Below are 18,451 nucleotides of genomic sequence, written 5' to 3'. Positions count from 1 at the left end.
GTTTCATGTCTATTTTTGTATTAAAATACCCCAGCAGACTGGGGTATTGGGTAACTATTTAACTTTCAACCTTTAGTTAGAAGAAAACTAACCCAATTGGTAATTACTGTACTACTAGTTGTGCGTTAAACTACAAGCTTACGCGTCCGCTTTTTCACTCTTTTTCTTATCACTGAAAATTGGTGTTACTGTGCGTTCAGTGTAGCTGGCCTGAACTGGGTGGGCGTAGGGGTTGGCAAAATCGATTTCGAACATTTTTAGTTCGGCGATTGTCTGCATTGCCGTCTTGACAGTTGTTTCGTCAAGATTCTGGGAAGCGTAATTCATTCGCAAATGCTTCTCTTTGCCGTTTTCACTGGTAAATTCCATATCAAGTTGTTTCATAGGTGGGACCTCCTTAATTCTTTAGGATCGATTTTACGCTAATCGCAAAATTTCAGTCACGGCGGCTGGTTATTTTTTCTAGTGTACCTAGAAAAAATAGCATCGCCTTAATGCTTAGGCCGTTTTGGGATCGTCTGCGAGACTAACTGTAGTTTTCGATTAATCCGTGTATTTTTGCGCCTGAATTCTACAGTTAACCTATAGTCAGTGTGATCACTAATTGGCAGTGGGACTCGTTAAATCAATGACTAAAACCGCATTTCATTAATTTAGGCGTGTTTGGAAAGGCATCCGGGGACTTATTTTTCAAACACGGTCTAGTTCGCTGGACTATTCCTCAATTCCGGGAAAGTCGTGGCGGCGGTAATAAACGGTAACGGCGGCGTTGGCACGCTGACCGGAGAGATTCTCAACAACTTTGCCAAGACCAGTTAGCTGTTCTGGCGTTACTTCTTCTTTGCAGTCATGAAAAACCCGTGTCGCTTCGTTGGCGATGTCAGGTCCAGTGACCTTAATTTCAACGTTCGTTTTAATCCAATCATCCATGAGATTGTCCTCCTGTTATAGAGTGCAGAAAAAGGCGGTTAAATTCTGAGGATTAGCCTAAGAAGGCGGATTGGCCGTGAAACGGCCGAGACGACTTCTGTAGCTAACCGCAGGAATTTGCCTTTTGGAGCACATTTAAACAATTTTACTACTTTTTCCGCACTCTAAATATTTTGTAAGATCTAATCAGGTGGCCACCATTTTTACCCTTACATACTAATAACAATTTAGCGGCCGGATTTGTGACCTTAATCGCTGAACAGATTTTCAGCCTGGCGCCGAACTCGATCGCGAATTCGGTAAACACTGCGGCGATTAATACCTAACTCCTTGGCAATTTGGACCATGTTTTTATCGGCTCGGTAGGCGCGCCAGAGGTAATAGCGCTCATTTTCGCTAAGTCTAGTCATCAGCAGGTTAAAATGGTCATCGGCCTGAATTGTGGCAATCAGGTCACTGAATTGGCTGGCTTCTTTGGTGGTAAATTCGGCCATATCGTCAGGCTTTTCGGTTCGTTGCAGTAGTTCGCTAGAAACGCAGCAATTTTGTTGTTTACTAAAATTATTCCGGCGATTTTTGTTTGCCCAAATAATGTGGGTGTAGATGTAACTTTCCCGGTTGAGCTGGCTACCACTTTGGTAGTAATCCACGAAGCCAGTGACGTAATCGAGGACGCTATCTTGGTAATAATCGGCGAATTCCGAATGCCAGTAATAGATACCGGCGGCCTTGAGCGCACCGTAAATGATGCCAGGATTGGCGGCGAGGCAGGAAAAGGCTTGTTGTTCTAAATCAGTTTTTTGGGTCAACAGAAACACTCCTTTGCCGTGAAGGCAGAATTGTGTTTCCTAGCGCTAGAAAACGGTTTAAGAATAACAAAATTAAAAATAACTATGTAAACGCTAACTTTAAGATGTGACAAGCAAATCATGAAAAATGTCGGCCAAGTATTGTTCGGCAAATCAATGATAAAGGCTATTGGGTGGGGAGACTTTTTGAATATTTGTGGGTATTTAATCGGAATTGGTATAAAGAAAGCCGAAGACAAGAAAATGTCTTCGACTATAGTTTATGGGTGGCATAAAAGTGAGAGGTTAATCTAATTTGGCCCAATAATTGCAAAAAAGTAGGGGCCGTTTTACGCAGGTTATTCCGTTATGTAGTAGGAAATTTGTGCTATTAAACAGAGTTATTAATTTAAATTTTATTTCGTATCTTGATTGAATTTCTTATGCTATAATCACATCAGCAAGGAAGTTGAGGCGGTTGGCAAATCCAATCTGAAAGTGAGATGGTCACTATGTGTGATGATCAAAATCCAGTAGGAAAGGGGGTGCCTAGTTGTCTGTAGTGGCAGCGTTGACGTTAATGTTGGGATTTGGGATGTTTGTAATATCCCTGATCAGCCTAGTCATCGCAATTGTTAAACTACTTAATGACAATAAAAAATAGCCGTCCACTATACTTTTGACCAAGTATGAACGACTATTTTAGTCCAATAATACAATGTCAACCGTCTTAAACGGTTTTTGCGAGGGATCTGTTTGTGCAGATCCCGTTTTTTGTATCTTCAATATAGCATAATAAGTGTCATTCATCAATGAATTATACCTCATCGCAATTGTTAAACTACTTAATGACAATAAAAAATAGCCGTCTACTATACTTTTGACGAAGTATGACGACTAATTTTTATTAGTTAAAATATACAAAATGTCAACCGTCTTAAACGGTTTTTGCGCGGGATCTGTTTGAGCAGATCCCGTTTTTTGTATCTTCAAGATAGCATAATAAGTGTCATTCATCAATGAACTTACACGTTCGTAACATAATCCCACACCCAAATCAATTTGGCAGCGTCCTTATTTTTGGTTAAACTAAAAGTAGTCTGAAAACTGAAGGAAGAATGTTATGCAAAAATGGCAGTATCACTGTACCGTGACCGCCGCGCAGTCGGGCCACCGGTTAAAGCAGTATCTGCGTCGTGATTTATTGATTCCGAAAACAATTTGTTATTATTTGCGAATTCGGCGCATAGTCCGGATAAATGGGCGTTATCAATCTGTTTACACACCGGTAAAAACGGGTGATGATGTGTTACTAACTTTTTACGCGGGGGATTTCAGCACGCCACAGCCTGATTATCATGGCGGTGACGCTAGTTTGGTGCACGTTTTGTACGAAAATGACGACTTATTGGTGGTGGACAAGCCGGCGGGGATTAAAACGCACCCGAATCGGCCGGGGGAGCAGGGCACGCTGATGAGTCACGTCACGGCTTATTTGCAGTCGCCGGCCTATGTGGTTCACCGAATTGATCGTGCTACTAGCGGGGCTCTTGTTGTTGCAAAAAATCCGGTGGTGCTGCCGATTCTCAATCGTTTGATTAGTAGTAAGAAAATCACGCGGCAGTACCGGGCCTGGGTTCACGGACATTTGCCGGCCAGGGGTACGATCAATTTGCCAATTGGGCGCGATCCGTTAGATAAACGCAAACGGCAAATTGGTGGGCCGAACGCGCTAACCGCAGTCACGCACTACCGCGTTTTACAAGAAACACCGACCAAATCGTTGTTAGCGATTCAATTAGAAACCGGCCGGACCCACCAAATTCGGGTGCAGTTTAGTTATCTAGGTCACCCTGTGGTAGGCGATCCGTTGTACGATCCCCAGGCCGCGGCTTATTCCCGGTTATTTTTACATTCGGCAAAAATGCGTTTGTTGTTGCCCTTTAGTTTTACGCCAGTTATGGTAACGGCGCCGCTGCCGGAAAGTTTTTTAAGGCTTGCGGATTGAAGGGCTGGTTATGGTGGTCGTTGCTGGTTAATGATTGGATTTAATTTTTTGGTGGGACCTGTATTTGGGTCCTTTTTTGTTTGCCAAAATTAGTCTTTTAGATTGATCGCTGTCCTGAAAAATAGGTGAGCATAGTTTAACGTTAGTCGCCTAATTAAATTCTCTAACAGCGCGGTGGCAACTAAATGACGATTACGCGAGATAGGAATTAGAAGATCGCGGTTTTAAATTAAAATTTTCCCACCTTTATTTGTTAACGCTAACAAATTTGTTATGCTGGAAAGGCATTATTTTTCGCAAATTGCGTAAAAGAATGCTAATTCAGTTACGGAGGGGTAAATTAGTGATTACTTTTGGGAATAAATTAGACAGTTGTTATTTTAAGCGGCAGGGTGGTGGCTGGGATGACTAAGCTACCGAACCTGATTGACGTGACGAACTTGGCGCAGTATTACGAGCAGGCGCGTTTTCACCAGCACAATGAGTTAGGCAGTAACGCGATGTTAGTGGCGGAACTGAATCCGGCGGTGGAACGCGCGGGGGAGCTGTATTATAGCGTTGTGGTCACGGTGGAAGGGCACCTGTATTTCTGTCCAGAAACTGCCGAAAAATTAGTCATGGGTTATTTTAATCAGCAATGCTTTCACTACGGCGATTCGAAACGGCTGGCCCGTTCAACTGGGCAAACGCGGTTAGTGCCCTACACAATGGGACGCTTGGTATTGGTGCCGCTGAGTCGTGAAAAGACTAAAGAGTTGTACTGGGTGGTTGGGCAACATTTTGATAACGCTCAGCCAGTGGCGGCTGCGGTGAGTGATCTCGTTTTTACAACTGGCCTACAGGTGCGGGTTGGGGCCAAGGCTCAAACGATAATGCGGTCGATGCACAAGGCGGCCCGGCTGCGTTTCAATCTGCGCAAAGGCAGTGAGCAACTATTGCGGATGACTAGCGACTATCAGGTCACCATCAGTTATCCGGTCCCTAACGACGGCTACTTTTCCCGCACGATGGCCGATTTTGAATTAGAGCAGCCTGATTGGAAGGCCATTAAAGAAAACCTTGTCGATTTGAAAAGGGTTTACAAGTTTCTCGATGACCGTGATTACAAGCAGCTTAGCAAACAGATGCAGATTAGGGAACGGCGGTATTGTGGGCTTTCTTAACTTTTTCTTTAAGGAGGTATTTTTAAAAATAAATTTTTCTTTTGCTACGGTATGTTCCTTATGTACAACTAAATATGATATAATGTCGTATATAAGGAACAATAGAACGAGGGTGAAAGAATGGTGTTAACCGACCAGGCGCAATTATTACTAACCAAGTACAATGGCATTTTTACGGCCAAACAAGCTCTTTTGGAAGGGATCGTCTCTTCTATTTTAAGTCGAATGGTTAAACAAGGGTTAATTGAACGCGTTGGACCGGGGGTGTACATTGATCCAACCTCTTTTGAGGATGAATTTGCCTTGGCACAGTTACGGTTTACAAAAGGAATTTTTTGTAGGGAGACAGCACTGCATCTGTACGACCTGACCGATAAAACACCAAACTTTTTAGAAATGACTTTTCCTAGAGGCTATAACTCACCACATTTTGAAGAATTAAGGATTAGGCCTTACTGGCAAATTGAAACTCTAAGAAGGCTTGGCGTTACAACTGTTAAGACAGAATATGGCAATCGAGTAGCGGTTTATGGGATTGAGCGAACACTATGTGATATTATTCGTTCACCACATATTGCGCAAGATGAAATTATTCGGAATGCCATGCAGGCTTACGTTAAACGGTCAGATAGAAATCTGATTCAGCTGATGCACTTTGCCAAGCTACTTAAGGTTGAAGAAAAAATGCGCACTTATATGGGAGTACTACTATGAAGGACCGTTTTACGAACGCCATGCAAATGAAGGCCTATGTGAAAAAACAGGCTAAGCTTAATAATGTTGATCCCAGGGAGTGCTCGGAGGATACTAGACTTCCGTTTTTCCAAACCCGACCCAAACCAGCAAATAAGACGTTTACCGGTCGCAGGATCAAGATTTTCCAGTCATTTGCCAAATAAAATTCACCAAAAAAAGGCGTCCGCCCGGCTAATTTAGTCAGGTGGACGCCTTTTGAATTTACTTTCTTTCAATGAAAAACAGTTGCTAGTCAGTTTTATGTCCCGGTAGAACGCACTACCAGTTAGCGCCTTGCTGGTTGGCGCTGTTATTTTGCGACCAGGTTGCAGTAGGACCACTGCTGCTCTGCTGGGTGTTACCTTGCGTTCCTGTGGTTCCTGTAGTTTCGTTAGTCCCACTAGATTCAGTACCTTCAGTGCCGGTGGCGTCGGTTTCGCTGGTGTCTGTTTCCACATTGTAGGTGGTGTAGTTGACGCCATCAAAGTAAGGGTTCGCTTTATTCATGGAAACCTCCTTGTTGGCCACCTTGGCCGCGCTCAGCCCTAATTGGTTGCGCAACTTTTTGGAGACGCGATTAAGTTCCTTAGTAGAAGCAATTTGGTAAGAGCCACCGTTAATCGTGGCGTCTTGGCCTTGCAGTTGATCGGACTTAATCGTGTCACCAGCTGCCCGGTAGCTTTTGGCCATGGCCGTCATGTCGCCAAAACTAATGTCGGTTCGAATGTTCTTTTTGACGATGTTCAAAACTTTTTGATAATTGGTCAAACTGTTGGCGGATAACAATTTATTTGCAACAGCCTTGATCACTTGTTGCTGGCGTAATTGCCGGCCGTAATCGCCTAAAGGATCCTGATAGCGCATGCGGGCGAAGGTGAGTGCCTGTTTGCCGTTTAAGTGGTGGGTGCCTTTAGTGATTGTGATGCCGTTGAAGTTAAAGGTGTACTTGCTAGTGACGGTGACGCCGCCGACTGCGTTGACCAGATCCTTCATGCCGCCCATGTTAATCGTTAAGTAATAGTTAATTGGCACGTTAAGTAAATTTTTAACGGTATTCTTGGCCGTGGTTGAACCGCCAATTTGGTAGGCGGCGTTAATCTTTTGAATCGAGCTTTCGCCATCAGCCTTCATTGAAGCTAAGGTATCCCGGGGAATACTCATTAAAGTTGTCTTTTTGGTTTTCGGATTGATCGTCGCGACCATCATTGTGTCGGAACGACCTTTATCGGTGCGACCATCGGAACCAGTATCGATACCTAATAGTAGGATCGAGATTGGCTTTTTGGCCTTAATTTGCTGGCTGGCTGATTTGCTAGCCGAATCGGCATTGGAATAAACATCATTGGCGGTTTGCTGAACCTTGTAGTAAGCCACCCCTGCGTAAACAGCGACGCCAATAAGCGCCAGCAACACAATTATGAGGACCCATTTCCATTTACCCATCCGTTTTTTTTGTTTACGTCTTCTCACAAGCGACCCTCTTTCGTTGATCTAGAGTGTTTGAAAAAGCGGTTAGGTTCTACTCCGCAATTGGGGATTATTACTAGCCGCGCTTACGATGGCGATCGGACTAAGATGAATCGAAGTCCGAAGCGCAGCCCAAAACGCTAATAATCCTGATGCTACGGACGATGGCCATTCTTGTGGCAAAAGCCAAGGGACACAGTTATAAAGCCAATAACTGCTTGCAACTAAGTTCATCTCAGTCACCGCAAGAAGCTGCTTTTTTCAAACACGTTTAAACTAAATTTGTCCGGGAAAGCATCGGAAGCTGCTTTTTCAAACGTATTTGGTCGGCGCTAAATTTATGGTTTGATTATTTAAATAATAATAGCACTAATTTCGCTGATAATTGTAAAGAAACTTTGAAGATTATGAAGTGCGGCTAAAAATGGCGGCGAATCTCGGGAAGCAGCCACTGCTGGATTGGTGTGGATTATTGAAAACTAGTCTAAGGAGCACAGCTGGCAGCAATGGCAAATAAGCCGATTGGCCGGTACTTATTTGGCGTGTTGAATTGCCTGATCATGACTCGTTGTGAAGGATAAGCGATCATGGAAAATCAATGAATGACTTTTTACTAAAACGAAATAGTGAACAAAACTTTTTGTAAAGTTTTTGTAAAGTTTACAAAAAGTTTACAAAAAAACGCTTTTTGGGCGGAAATTTGGTCAATTTGGGTCACAAAATAGGCTGCTAAATTGTTATTAGTTCTGTTAGGTTTAAAAAAATAATTTAAAAAAGAGGTTTAAGAAGATGATTCAACTACCAAATAACTTTTTAAACAGTCCTAAAATTCAATACCTATTTAGAAGTACCAACTTCAGTCAAGGAAAGAGTTACTATTTCTTATTTCAGGAACTGTTATTTGCGGCGGCCAAGGTAAATGATCATGGTGAAATCTATTTAAAAAAAAGCGAACCCATTCAATTGGCGCAGATCCGCCACTTTTGTCACAGCTATCGGTCCGAGTACCTGGAAGCGACATTAGCGGGTTTAATCGCCGCCAAATTAGTTTGTTGGACGGCCGAACAACACTTACAAATCCTGGATTGGCAACGTTACGTTATCCCCGAAAAGCAGGGGACCGCCGCAATGGCCGGGGCGAAGGCAGGTTTTCAAGTCGCTGAAACAACTGGGGGGAAAGCTGATTTTCAAAGTAACACTATTGCTGGAGAAAAAGCAGTCGCAAGGTTTAATCCAACAACTCGGCTAGGCTTAAATTCAACGTCCGGGGCAATGGCCAATTCGGCCACTAACGCATCAACCCCAACTTACCAGCAGTTACTAGCGGTGGAAAAGCAGGCGGCCTTGAGACGGCAGCGGCTGCTTAAGTTGCAGGAACAGGCCCAGTGGGATGCTCTAGAAATTACGGCAACGGAAAAGCAAGTGCTATTAAAATTACTGCGGGACTTTAATCAACTCACCGGCAAAAATTTTGGTGTCGCCATTGAAAATATTCAGCCGCTTTTAATTCAGTTGCGCAACGGTCATTCGCCTGCGTTGATCAAAAGAGTCATTCAGTACAAACAGCAGCAATGGGCTAATACCGATTTTCACGCCTACATTCGGCCGTTAACTATTTGCGGGGCCAAATTTGCCCAATACTGTAACGAATTGCCCGTTCAACCTAGTAACGGCGCCAAACCGAAAATGATCCAGCACAGTCGTCAGGAGTATTTAAAGTTAATCATTCAGCAAAATAACGGTGATTTAAGTAGAATCATGCGGGTGATTGAAGTTGAACACGCCAATTTTAGCCAAAAAGAAGTGGAGGCCGCCTTAAATGATGTTTGAAATTCAGATTTGCGCCTATTTGTTGCTCCATCCAGAAGTGATTAAAACGAAACTAATTCAACCCAAGTGGCTGGGAGCTGAACATTACCGGACGCTGCTGCGTTTTATTTTGGACAATCGTGGTGAGTTTAAAAGTGCTAACGAAATTCAGACGCGCTTTTTGGCCACTTTCCCGGCTGAATTAGACGAGCAGCAGTGGCAGGAAATGCGCAGTGCCAAAGTTAGTGAGGCCAGTTTTAACGATGCGGTCCACGGCCTGCACTTTTGGTATTTGCAGGGTGAAATTCAGGCCCGGGCCAGTGAATACACGAAATACCCCAGTGTGGAAAATTTGGATTTCGTTTTGCAGTTAGGCCAAGAACTTCACGACATGAATTTGCCTGCGTTGCCCACTAAACCATTATCCGATTACGGGGCGGATTTGCTGCACTATTTGGACAATCCGCGGCCAACGGGCATTAAAACTTTTGCGGACGTCGATTCTGTTTTGGGCAATGGCCTACACGGTGGTGTTTTGTGGACAATCGGCGCCCGGCCGGGAGTTGGTAAATCAGCGTTTGGCCTTAATTTAATTCAGAGCGCTTTACGGACAGATCCACAAGTGGTGGCTGATTTATTTTCCCTAGAAATGACCGGCGAAGATAATTTTTACCGCACGGTTTCGTACCACACGGGCATTCCAGTCAACAAGTTTAGCAATCCAGCGGGGGTTTTGACCGGCAACGAAAAAGCCAGCGTTAAAAAAATTGTGCCCACCGTGATCAAACAAAAAATGAATCTCCACGATAAGATTTTAGTTTTGCCACAAATCATCAAAGTGATTCGCGATAACGCGCGGCGGGCGCCAAAGGGTAAGTATTTTGCGGTGATTGATTATTTGCAAATCACTAGTTTGGAACGAGTGCAGGCCCGCTCTAGTGATCGCCGTCTGGAAATTGAGCAGATCACCCGGGAATTAAAACTGTTAACCAACGAGCTGGATATCCCGATTGTGCTATTTTCCCAGCTAAATCGTGAGCTAGAAAAACGGCCAGACAAAACGCCGCAGCTGGCAGATTTACGCGAATCCGGCAGTATCGAGCAGGATTCCAACGTGGTGGCCTTTCTTTACTGCCCCAATCAGGCCGAAGAGCGCCAGACCGAGCGCTACGTGAACTTATTGTTTAAGAAAAATCGCTCTGGCAGCCTGGCCGAGCTCAGCTTTTTGTTTCTCCCCCGGCAGATGATCTTTTTACCCCAACACGGGGAGGAGCTGGAAAATAGGGTTAAATAAGTGAGGGGCTGGCAGGTGTGAGTTGTACAAAATAGACCTAAAAGGCTAGGAGGTGCCATGTTTCGAGTGTGCGAACTTTGCACTAGGAGAATGCCACTAGCAGTCCAAGCTTGCTTGGCAACTGCTATGGACAACGTAAGCAAATAAAGGCAACGGTTCTAAGTTGCTAACAATACTTGTTGCGCTAGTGGCCATCATCCGTAAATAGGATTTTGTGCTTGCACAAAATAGACCTAAAAGGCTAGGAGGTGCCATGTTTCGAGTGTGCGAGCTTTGCACTAGGAGAATGGACATCATCCGTAAATAGGATTTTGTGCTTGCACAAAATAGACCTAAAAGGCTAGGAGGTGATTTCATGCAAGAATTAACCGTGACGGAGGCCAAAACGCAGCTCAACCGGCTAGTCCGCGAGGTGGACCGGAACAGCGGCAGCCTGCTAATTCGCAACACGCGTACCGGTGACGTGGTCGTTTTGCTGGCGGCCCATCACTGGCAGGCGGAACTACAGAATTTGCTAGGTGAAAAATTGAAACTGTAAGGGATGAAATGTCAATTAAGGAATTAATTGCATAACTACTGCAAAATGTATCGATCCTAGAAGGAGGTTCTAAGCCATGGCAGAAACAGAAACTAATAAGGTTGCACCTAGCAATCGTGTGGCGTCGGGGACATTAATGACAAGCCCACAAAGCTCAGCCTGGTGCCCCAAAGATTACTTAGATCGAAAGCTGTATCCAGATGAAAGGCTAGGGCGGCTTGGTCAGCTGTGGTACCGTCAAAGTGATAGGCTGAATTTTCTAGAATTTGTTCGTTTTCTATGCCTGAATCAGGCCAACGCGCAAGCTGTTTTAAAAATGTTAGGGGCGCAAGAAGACTAATTTTGACCAAGCGTTGAAAAATACGGTTACTAATACCATTCCTAGGTAGGTTGCGATTCGGACTTCGGTTCATCTTAGTTCGATCGACATCGTCAGCGAAGCCAATAATAATCCCCAATTGCGGAGTAGAACCTAACCGCTTTTTCCACCACTCCCACCACTATTTTAATAAAAATAGTTAAGAAACACGCTAGATGTGTCAATGAAACAGGGACCGGTAAATTTATTTTTGCTGTGTCCCTATTAGTATGTAAGCGGTATACTTGCATAAGCAACACTGATTCAGACATAGAAAGGCTTGCCTTGAAAAAGTGTCAAAAGACAAAAGAAAGTCACTGAAAACTTGATTTTTTTTATTTAGGAGTGGGACTATAATAGATTTTAATGAGGGCTATTTTAGTTAGTTGTGATTAAAAAATGGTTTTACATTTACTTGATCAATTTAATGTAAACGTAGTTGAAAAGGCAGTGTAACAGCATGAACTGCCAGTGATGGAGGGATTATGATGACGGCTCACAGCGCAATTTATCCATATTTAACTTTTGCTAATACGAAGGAAGCACTGGCTTATTATCAAACCGTTTTTGATGCCCAGAATATTGTTCGTCTACCGGTAACGGCCGCGGCGGCGCAAGCCATGCAGGTTCCAAGTGGGGTGGATTTTTCCCAGTTAACGATGCACGCGGCATTTACCATTTTAGGTGAGTGGCTTTACGCGGCGGACAACTTTGAACAAAATCAGCATTTGACCAACAGTACCCGTCTATTGCTTGATATTGATAGCGATGATGCTCAGAAATCGGCGACTGCACAGGCTCTGTACGACCGCCTAATGCGTGAGCCAACCATCAAAATCGATATGCCTTTGGCTGATCAGGGCTGGGGCGCCAAACTGGGGATGTTCACCGATAAATACCAAATTCAGTGGATGTTGCAACTGCGTTCTTGGTCCCAGCCTAACCCAGGGGCCTAATTGTAGTTAGACTGTAGGCGGCATTAGTTTTTTGAAAATAATTTTGGATTGGAACTAATTAGCGGGCACTCAAGAAAATAGTAAATTAAGTAAGGAGAGTGAATAATGAAAATTCGTCGATTATTAAATGCGCAACGGGATGTTAAGCAACACTATAAAATGTATAAGGCTGGCAAACGTTGGTTGTATACTGGTATTTCTATGGCAACGCTGGGTTCAGCGCTTCTATTTGGTTTGACAACTAATACGGAAGCGGCGACTAGTAACACTAGTGACGCAACTTCGGCCAGCACTGAGACGGCGACTTCTGCGGCCAATCAATTAACCGCTAAAACAGTGGCGTTGAAGGCAGGTGCCACCAGTTCGGCGGCCAGTCAGAGTACGGTTTCTAGTGCAGCCAGTTCTACGACCACGCAGAGCAGCGCTACCAGTGCGACCAGCACTGAGGCAAAGGCAAGTACAGCTTCCAGCGCGGCCAGTTCCGCTGCTAAGCAGAGCACCGCTAAAAGTACGGCCAGTTCAGCGGTAAATGAAAGTAGTGCCGCCAGTGCGACTACAACTAGCAGTCGAACTACTGGTTCCAATGCAACGAGTTCGGCCGCCAGCAGTGTTGCTAGTTCCGCGCTAAAGCAAAGTGGCGGCTCAACTAATGATCAAAGCTTGGTTTCAGGTATTTCATCAACTACGCCGGCTGCTTCCAGTACGGCCACGCCACCAAGCAGTGTTGCTGGCTCAACGGCCAGTTCGGCCGAGAGTTCAGCGGTCTCAAATGACCCAACTAACGCTTCAAGTACCAGCAGTAGTGCAGCTAGCGATACTGCCGCCGTTACGGCTAGTGATGTGGCAAATGTTAGCGGGGCCACGGTAGTCGTTCCTAGCCCGGCAACCACAGATAACGCCGAGCAAGTGGCGGCAATTAATTTGGCCAATAATTTAGTGGCCAGTGGCGCCAACCAAACATTGATTTCTTCCGCCGCAACAGCTACTAGTGTGGTGGCCACCGCGGCTAAAATGGCCCGGGTGGTAACGGCTGCAGTCGCAACCAACATTACTATTGGCAATGTCAGCAAAACTTATAATGATCAGCCGGGTACACCAGTGACGTATCAGGTTATTTTGTCTTCTAATTTAAAGGCGCCGGCTTCTTGGTACTTATCCGGCACAAATAATACGATGATTGCTGGGGCATCTGGCGATATTGATTTAACGGCGGTGGCGCAGGATGCGGGAGTTTACAAGATTACGCTAACGGCGGCTGGTTTGGCGGAAATTCAAGCGGCCAATCCAGGCGTTGACGTTACCATGGCCGATGTGACGGCGGGAACGTTAACCATCAAACAGGCCCTGGTACCTTCCCAGGCAATTAAGGTTGTTTCGCAGTCAAAAGATTTTGATAATGACGCAACCAATATGCCGACTAACTATCAGGTCACGTTACCTAGTTTCTTAACTGCACCAACAACTTGGACGCTGGATAGTAGTAATACTGCCGGTTCCACAATCCTTACTTATGATGTACCAGTTAGTACTGGCGACTTGACCAGTGTCAGTAGCCAAAGTATTGGGACTTACCCAATTACGCTAAGCGCACAAGGCTTGAGTGATCTACAGGCCGCTAATCCAAATTACGCCGTGACGGCAGATGCAGTGGTCGCCGGCAACTTTACGATTATGGTCAATAACAAGGTGATTGTCGGGGCCGCAACAGCCACAACAAAATTACCAACAACGCTGAGTGTGACGTTAAATGACGGTTTAACTGCACCAACTGATTGGACGGTTTCTTACGATAATACAGGGCAGAATTCTATCGTCTACAATGTTCCAATTTCTTATTTTGATACTTCCAACGTTCAATTAGGTGTGGATGGCAGTTATAGCGTGACTCTGACGGCTGCCGCTTTGACTACTTTAAAGGCGGACAACCCAACGGTATCCTTTGATAGCAACAACGTTCAGACTGGCTCGATTACGGTCAATACCGCAGCTACAGCAACAACACATTTTAATCCAGGCAACTATTATGTCACCATTAAAGGTCAGAGTGAAGGCCAGGCATTTACCATCGCTGATGGTTCTGGCTTAACTTTAGAATTACGCTTACTGAATAATAACGCGGGTAAATTAACAGTTTCCAATTTAACGGAATTCGTGATCATTCCTAGTGGCTTTGATATTGCGACGGTGAATGCCGCCAATCAGTACACGCAGTCACCTACGCCGGCGGAAACATTAAAGGCTGCCATTATTGCTGAATTGGAAAGCGGGAATGTTGCTTATTCGGGTCTAACAGTAACTCAACTGACTGACTACAATGGTCGGCAAACTTTTGAAATTCAGTTTGGCTCAGTAAATACGGTGGGCGGCCTATTTGATCTGCCTGTTGTTGCAAACGGCGACTCTGGGACAACATCTGGCTACGTTGGAACTAATGCTGGTTCACCTGATTCATCCGTAATGTATTTGACCAGTGACCCAGCGTATACGCAAGGGGACTATGCAGTTACTTTAAGCGGCTATTCCAACGTTGCATCGGTGGCCAATGCACTTGGTATTACTGGTGCTTACGTACTTAATTCTAGTTATACTAATTTTATTTATCCTTACACGATTGTCACGGGCCAGGTCCAAGACACCTATAATTTGGTGGGACCAGCTAATACGAAATTAGGAGCAGTAACCTTTACTGGCGATTCCCAGACCACCTATGATCCGATGACGAAGCTGCAAGCAACGATTGTGGCGAATGGACATACTTACGTTTTGGTGAATAGTTCCGTAATCACACCACAGCTTTTCCCACAGATTGTTAATCCAATCGCTTCAGAAGCGACGGTTAGTGCCGGTAACGCTTACACGGTTTATTACCAAGAAGAGGTCAACGAAAGTGATGTGGCCGATCAGGTAACGGCAATTACGGTTCAAAATCAGGCCAAGGTTTATGATGGCCTGACTAGCACGGATCCAACTAGTTATTTAGTTTACGTACCGACTGGTTATACTGTGCCCACTGACTGGACCGCTACTGCCAACGCCAATTATTACGAAGTTGCGACGAGTTCTGGTGACCTGGATCTTTCGGGCATTACTAGTGAAAAACCAGGGAGTTATGTGGTTAAATTAAGCGATCAGGGCTTGAATGATTTTGCCGCCGCCAATCCGTTGTACTTGCTCGTTAAAGCAGTTGGTATTAGTGGCAACCTGGAGATTACACCTGTAGTGACAACTAAGTACGTTGACGCGACGACTGGCGCAGAAATTAAAACCGCCAGTGTTGACGATACGATCTACGAAAATGGCGCGGCATATAAAACTAGTGCGGCCGTAATTGCCGGTTATGTTTTGACTGGTCTACCAACGAACGCCAGTGGCACAATTGGTGGCGAAAATATAACTGTCACTTACCAGTACAGCCAAGTCGGTGACTACGTGGTAACACCGCCAAATGGTGGCACGTCAACGACAACGCCGTACCAGACTGACCCTGATAATCCAAGTACAGTCACCACGCCAACTAATGATCCAAGTAATCCGATAATTCCGTACGTACCAGGATACACACCAACTGGCCCGGATGGCACGGCCTTGACGCCAGTTGACCCTAACGATCCTGAAGCAGGCTACACACCGCCAACACCAACGTCACCAACGGCAGATACTGAAATTAGTTACACCGCAGATACACAAACGGTGACGGTGAACTTAGTGGATGAAACAGGTAAGGCCGTTACGAATTCTGCTGGCAAGAGTAGTTATACTTTAACCGGTAAAACGGGCACGGCGGTGGACTTTAGCTCAGTGGGTAAAGTGGTTAATGGTTATGTATTGCAGACTGATGGCACCAGCACAGCCTTAGACTATGATGGCGACGATAGCACCAACCAAACGGTCACGTTAGTTTATGCTCAAGTTGGTGGTTACGTGGTAACACCGCCAAACGGTGGCACGCCAACGACCACGCCGTACCAAACTGACCCTAATGATCCAAGTACGGTGACCACGCCAACTAACGATCCAAGTAATCCGGTAATTCCGTACGTACCAGGTTACACGCCAACTGGTCCCGATGGCACGGCCTTGACACCAGTTGACCCTGACGATCCGGAAGCAGGTTATACACCGCCAACACCAACGTCACCAACAGCGGATACTGAAATTAGTTATACCGCGGACACACAAACGGTGACGGTGAACTTAGTTGATGGAACAGGTAAGGCCGTTACGAATTCTGCTGGCAAGAGTAGTTATACTTTAACCGGTAAAACGGGCACGGCGGTAGACTTTAGTAGTGTTGGTAAAGTGGTTAATGGTTACGTATTGCAGACTGATGGTACTAGCACAGCCCTAGACTATGATGGCAACGATAGCACCAACCAAACGGTCACGTTAGTTTACGCTCAAGTCGGCGGCTACGTGGTAACACCGCCAAACGGTGGCAAACCAACGACCACGCCCTACCAAACTGACCCTAATGATCCAAGTACGGTGACCACGCCAACCAATGATCCAAGTAACCCCGTGATTCCGTACGTTCCTGGTTATACACCAACTGGTCCCGATGGCACGGCTTTGACGCCAGTTGACCCTAACGATCCTGAAGCAGGCTACACGCCACCAACACCAACGTCACCAACGGCAGATACGCAGATTAGTTACACCGCCGATACACAAACGGTGACGGTGAACTTAGTGGATGAAGCGGGTAAGGCTGTTACCAATTCTGCTGGCAAGAGTAGCTATACTTTGACCGGTAAAACGGGGACGGCGGTGGACTTTAGCAGTGTTGGTAAAGTGGTTGATGGTTACGTCCTTAAAAACGATGGCACTAGCAAAGAGTTGGATTATGATGGTGACGATAGTACGAATCAAACGGTCACCCTAGTTTACGCCCAAGTCGGCGGTTACGTGGTAACACCGCCAAACGGTGGCAAACCAACGACCACGCCCTACCAAACTGACCCTAATGATCCAAGTACGGTGACCACGCCAACCAATGATCCAAGTAACCCCGTGATTCCGTACGTTCCTGGTTATACACCAACTGGTCCCGATGGCACGGCTTTGACGCCAGTTGACCCTAACGATCCTGAAGCAGGCTACACGCCACCAACACCAACGTCACCAACGGCAGATACGCAGATTAGTTACACCGCCAATACACAAAGTGCAACGGTGAGCTACGTTGATGATACGACTGGAAAAACGCTAATCGTTGATAACCTGACGGGAGTTAGTGGCGGCACTAGCAGCTACCTAACGACCGACCGCGTTAACAGCTATCTTTTGGCCGGCTATACACTAGTCAGTAACGACTATCCTGGTTCACAGTTTATTTTTGATAGCGACGGTGCAACCACGCAAAGCTATCTGGTTCACCTTGTGCACGCCACAAGCACGGCGACGGAGAGTAAAACCGTTAACCAAACAGTTCATTATCAGTATTCGGATGGGACCACGGCCGCAGCGGATGTGACTGACAGCGTGACCTTCACCCGGACAGCAACCACGGATAAAGTAACGGGTAACACCACTTACACTGACTGGACTGCGGAAAATGGTGACGATAGTTTTTCGGCCAAAGTTTCACCAGACATTACGGGCTATACACCTGATCAGAAACAGGTTGCGGCTGTGGTTGGTGTAACTACGGCAGATTCCGACGCTACCGTTACAGTCACCTACGCCAAAAATGACGCAACGGCACCAGGCAACCCAGGCTCGGCAGGCAGTTCAACGGCACCAGGCAACCCAGGATCAGCAGCGAGTTCGGCTACCCCGGGCAACCCAGGCTCGGCAGGCAGTTCAACGGCACCAGGCAACCCAGGTAGCGCGACGAGCTCAACAGCCCCGGGAACTCCAGGTACCGCCGCGACTTCAACGGCCGCCGGCGCCGCAACACCAACTGATTTGGCGAACGTAACGCAACCGGCAATGACCACTGAACAGACGGCTATAGCTAATAGGACCAACGTTAGTGCTAAAAGTTTGACCCAGGCGCAGGCGGCCCAAGCGCCACGGACTAAGGCTAATGCGGCGCTGGGAGTGGCTAAGTTGCCACAAACAGGCGCGGCTAACGAATCATTCCTTGCCCTAATTGGTGCGTTCTTAGTTGCTTTATTTGCGCCGATGGTAGCTTTGAGAAAGAAAAAAGAATAACGCTTATTTCGTAAATTGAACTTTGATTTGTAAATAGACGTGAAATAGCTTGCTAAACGTTGAAAATGACGTTTAGCAGGCTATTTTGTGTTTGGAAAATTTTATTTCCGATTGAATTAGTTAGAAGATCGGCAAACTGATTTTCGATAAATTACGGGTGGTAAACATATTTTTAAGAGTAACTTACAAGTAACAATCTTTTTTAAGCATAATGATGAATTAAATGACTGTCCTGATTGATTGTCATAA

The 18,451-nt window shown here is 45.7% G+C and carries 14 protein-coding genes; 10 read left to right on the top strand and 4 right to left on the bottom strand.

Annotated elements, in window-relative coordinates; genetic code table 11:
• Positions 1–138 precede the first annotated feature (138 nt).
• The 3 genes from EKM98_RS09005 to EKM98_RS08995 all read right to left on the bottom strand — a co-directional run bounded on the left by EKM98_RS09005 (position 139) and on the right by EKM98_RS08995 (position 1,739).
• Positions 139–384, bottom strand: coding sequence for a DUF2922 domain-containing protein (locus EKM98_RS09005; protein ID WP_068223118.1), 246 nt, complete (start codon positions 382–384; stop codon positions 139–141).
• A gap of 330 nt (positions 385–714) precedes the next feature.
• Positions 715–930, bottom strand: coding sequence for a hypothetical protein (locus tag EKM98_RS09000; RefSeq protein ID WP_068223121.1), 216 nt, complete (start codon positions 928–930; stop codon positions 715–717).
• Between the two features lie 248 nt (positions 931–1,178).
• Positions 1,179–1,739, bottom strand: coding sequence for a sigma-70 RNA polymerase sigma factor region 4 domain-containing protein (locus EKM98_RS08995; RefSeq protein WP_068223124.1), 561 nt, complete (start codon positions 1,737–1,739; stop codon positions 1,179–1,181).
• Between the two features lie 541 nt (positions 1,740–2,280).
• Between EKM98_RS08995 and EKM98_RS08990 the strand changes: the two genes are divergently transcribed.
• The 4 genes from EKM98_RS08990 to EKM98_RS08975 all read left to right on the top strand — a co-directional run bounded on the left by EKM98_RS08990 (position 2,281) and on the right by EKM98_RS08975 (position 5,603).
• Complete coding sequence (locus EKM98_RS08990) at positions 2,281–2,382, top strand: putative holin-like toxin (RefSeq protein WP_225359756.1); 102 nt, start codon at positions 2,281–2,283, stop codon at positions 2,380–2,382.
• Between the two features lie 459 nt (positions 2,383–2,841).
• Positions 2,842–3,726 (top strand): RluA family pseudouridine synthase, encoded by an 885-nt coding sequence (locus EKM98_RS08985; protein WP_100070974.1) that lies wholly within the window; start codon positions 2,842–2,844, stop codon positions 3,724–3,726.
• A gap of 404 nt (positions 3,727–4,130) precedes the next feature.
• Positions 4,131–4,889: a hypothetical protein gene (locus tag EKM98_RS08980; RefSeq protein WP_125982137.1), complete on the top strand. Its 759-nt coding sequence runs from the start codon at positions 4,131–4,133 to the stop codon at positions 4,887–4,889.
• A 120-nt stretch (positions 4,890–5,009) separates the two neighbouring features.
• Entirely contained in the window at positions 5,010–5,603 is a 594-nt protein-coding gene (locus tag EKM98_RS08975; RefSeq protein WP_068223133.1) for a type IV toxin-antitoxin system AbiEi family antitoxin domain-containing protein, read from the top strand.
• Between the two features lie 300 nt (positions 5,604–5,903).
• Here EKM98_RS08975 and EKM98_RS08970 read toward each other — a convergent pair whose 3' ends face one another.
• On the bottom strand, positions 5,904–7,067 hold the full coding sequence (locus tag EKM98_RS08970; RefSeq protein ID WP_068377023.1) for an LCP family protein: 1,164 nt from the start codon (positions 7,065–7,067) through the stop codon (positions 5,904–5,906).
• Between the two features lie 813 nt (positions 7,068–7,880).
• Between EKM98_RS08970 and EKM98_RS08965 the strand changes: the two genes are divergently transcribed.
• From EKM98_RS08965 to EKM98_RS08940, 6 genes are all read left to right on the top strand, one after another.
• Positions 7,881–8,921, top strand: a complete 1,041-nt coding sequence (locus EKM98_RS08965; protein WP_068223142.1) for a conserved phage C-terminal domain-containing protein — start codon at positions 7,881–7,883, stop codon at positions 8,919–8,921.
• Positions 8,911–10,194, top strand: a complete 1,284-nt coding sequence (locus EKM98_RS08960) for a DnaB-like helicase C-terminal domain-containing protein (protein WP_068223143.1) — start codon at positions 8,911–8,913, stop codon at positions 10,192–10,194. The genes EKM98_RS08965 and EKM98_RS08960 overlap by 11 nt, the downstream gene beginning before the upstream one ends.
• A 355-nt stretch (positions 10,195–10,549) precedes the next feature.
• The gene (locus tag EKM98_RS08955) at positions 10,550–10,732 is read left to right on the top strand and encodes a type II toxin-antitoxin system Phd/YefM family antitoxin (RefSeq protein ID WP_068223145.1); all 183 of its coding nucleotides are present in this window, start codon (positions 10,550–10,552) and stop codon (positions 10,730–10,732) included.
• 76 nt (positions 10,733–10,808) lie between these two features.
• Complete coding sequence (locus EKM98_RS08950; protein WP_068223152.1) at positions 10,809–11,072, top strand: hypothetical protein; 264 nt, start codon at positions 10,809–10,811, stop codon at positions 11,070–11,072.
• A 503-nt stretch (positions 11,073–11,575) separates the two neighbouring features.
• Positions 11,576–12,046, top strand: coding sequence for a VOC family protein (locus tag EKM98_RS08945; protein ID WP_125636173.1), 471 nt, complete (start codon positions 11,576–11,578; stop codon positions 12,044–12,046).
• A 105-nt stretch (positions 12,047–12,151) separates the two neighbouring features.
• The gene (locus tag EKM98_RS08940; protein ID WP_068281022.1) at positions 12,152–18,202 is read left to right on the top strand and encodes an MBG domain-containing protein; all 6,051 of its coding nucleotides are present in this window, start codon (positions 12,152–12,154) and stop codon (positions 18,200–18,202) included.
• Positions 18,203–18,451 lie beyond the last annotated feature (249 nt).

The organism is Loigolactobacillus iwatensis (assembly GCF_003950295.1).
Taxonomy (GTDB): domain Bacteria; phylum Bacillota; class Bacilli; order Lactobacillales; family Lactobacillaceae; genus Loigolactobacillus; species Loigolactobacillus iwatensis.
Note: the sequence above shows the minus strand (reverse complement) of the source record. Positions and strands in the feature narration are given on the sequence as shown.

Excerpts from the sequence above, each read along its gene's own strand:
- EKM98_RS08955 (WP_068223145.1), top strand. The coding sequence starts at position 10,550 with ATGCAAGAATTAACCGTGACGGAGGCCAAAACGCAGCTCAACCGGCTA.
- EKM98_RS09005 (WP_068223118.1), bottom strand. The coding sequence starts at position 384 with ATGAAACAACTTGATATGGAATTTACCAGTGAAAACGGCAAAGAGAAG.
- EKM98_RS08960 (WP_068223143.1), top strand. The coding sequence starts at position 8,911 with ATGATGTTTGAAATTCAGATTTGCGCCTATTTGTTGCTCCATCCAGAA.
- EKM98_RS08965 (WP_068223142.1), top strand. The coding sequence starts at position 7,881 with ATGATTCAACTACCAAATAACTTTTTAAACAGTCCTAAAATTCAATAC.
- EKM98_RS09000 (WP_068223121.1), bottom strand. The coding sequence starts at position 930 with ATGGATGATTGGATTAAAACGAACGTTGAAATTAAGGTCACTGGACCT.
- EKM98_RS08975 (WP_068223133.1), top strand. The coding sequence starts at position 5,010 with ATGGTGTTAACCGACCAGGCGCAATTATTACTAACCAAGTACAATGGC.
- EKM98_RS08950 (WP_068223152.1), top strand. The coding sequence starts at position 10,809 with ATGGCAGAAACAGAAACTAATAAGGTTGCACCTAGCAATCGTGTGGCG.
- EKM98_RS08985 (WP_100070974.1), top strand. The coding sequence starts at position 2,842 with ATGCAAAAATGGCAGTATCACTGTACCGTGACCGCCGCGCAGTCGGGC.
- EKM98_RS08980 (WP_125982137.1), top strand. The coding sequence starts at position 4,131 with ATGACTAAGCTACCGAACCTGATTGACGTGACGAACTTGGCGCAGTAT.
- EKM98_RS08970 (WP_068377023.1), bottom strand. The coding sequence starts at position 7,067 with ATGGGTAAATGGAAATGGGTCCTCATAATTGTGTTGCTGGCGCTTATT.
- EKM98_RS08945 (WP_125636173.1), top strand. The coding sequence starts at position 11,576 with ATGATGACGGCTCACAGCGCAATTTATCCATATTTAACTTTTGCTAAT.
- EKM98_RS08940 (WP_068281022.1), top strand. The coding sequence starts at position 12,152 with ATGAAAATTCGTCGATTATTAAATGCGCAACGGGATGTTAAGCAACAC.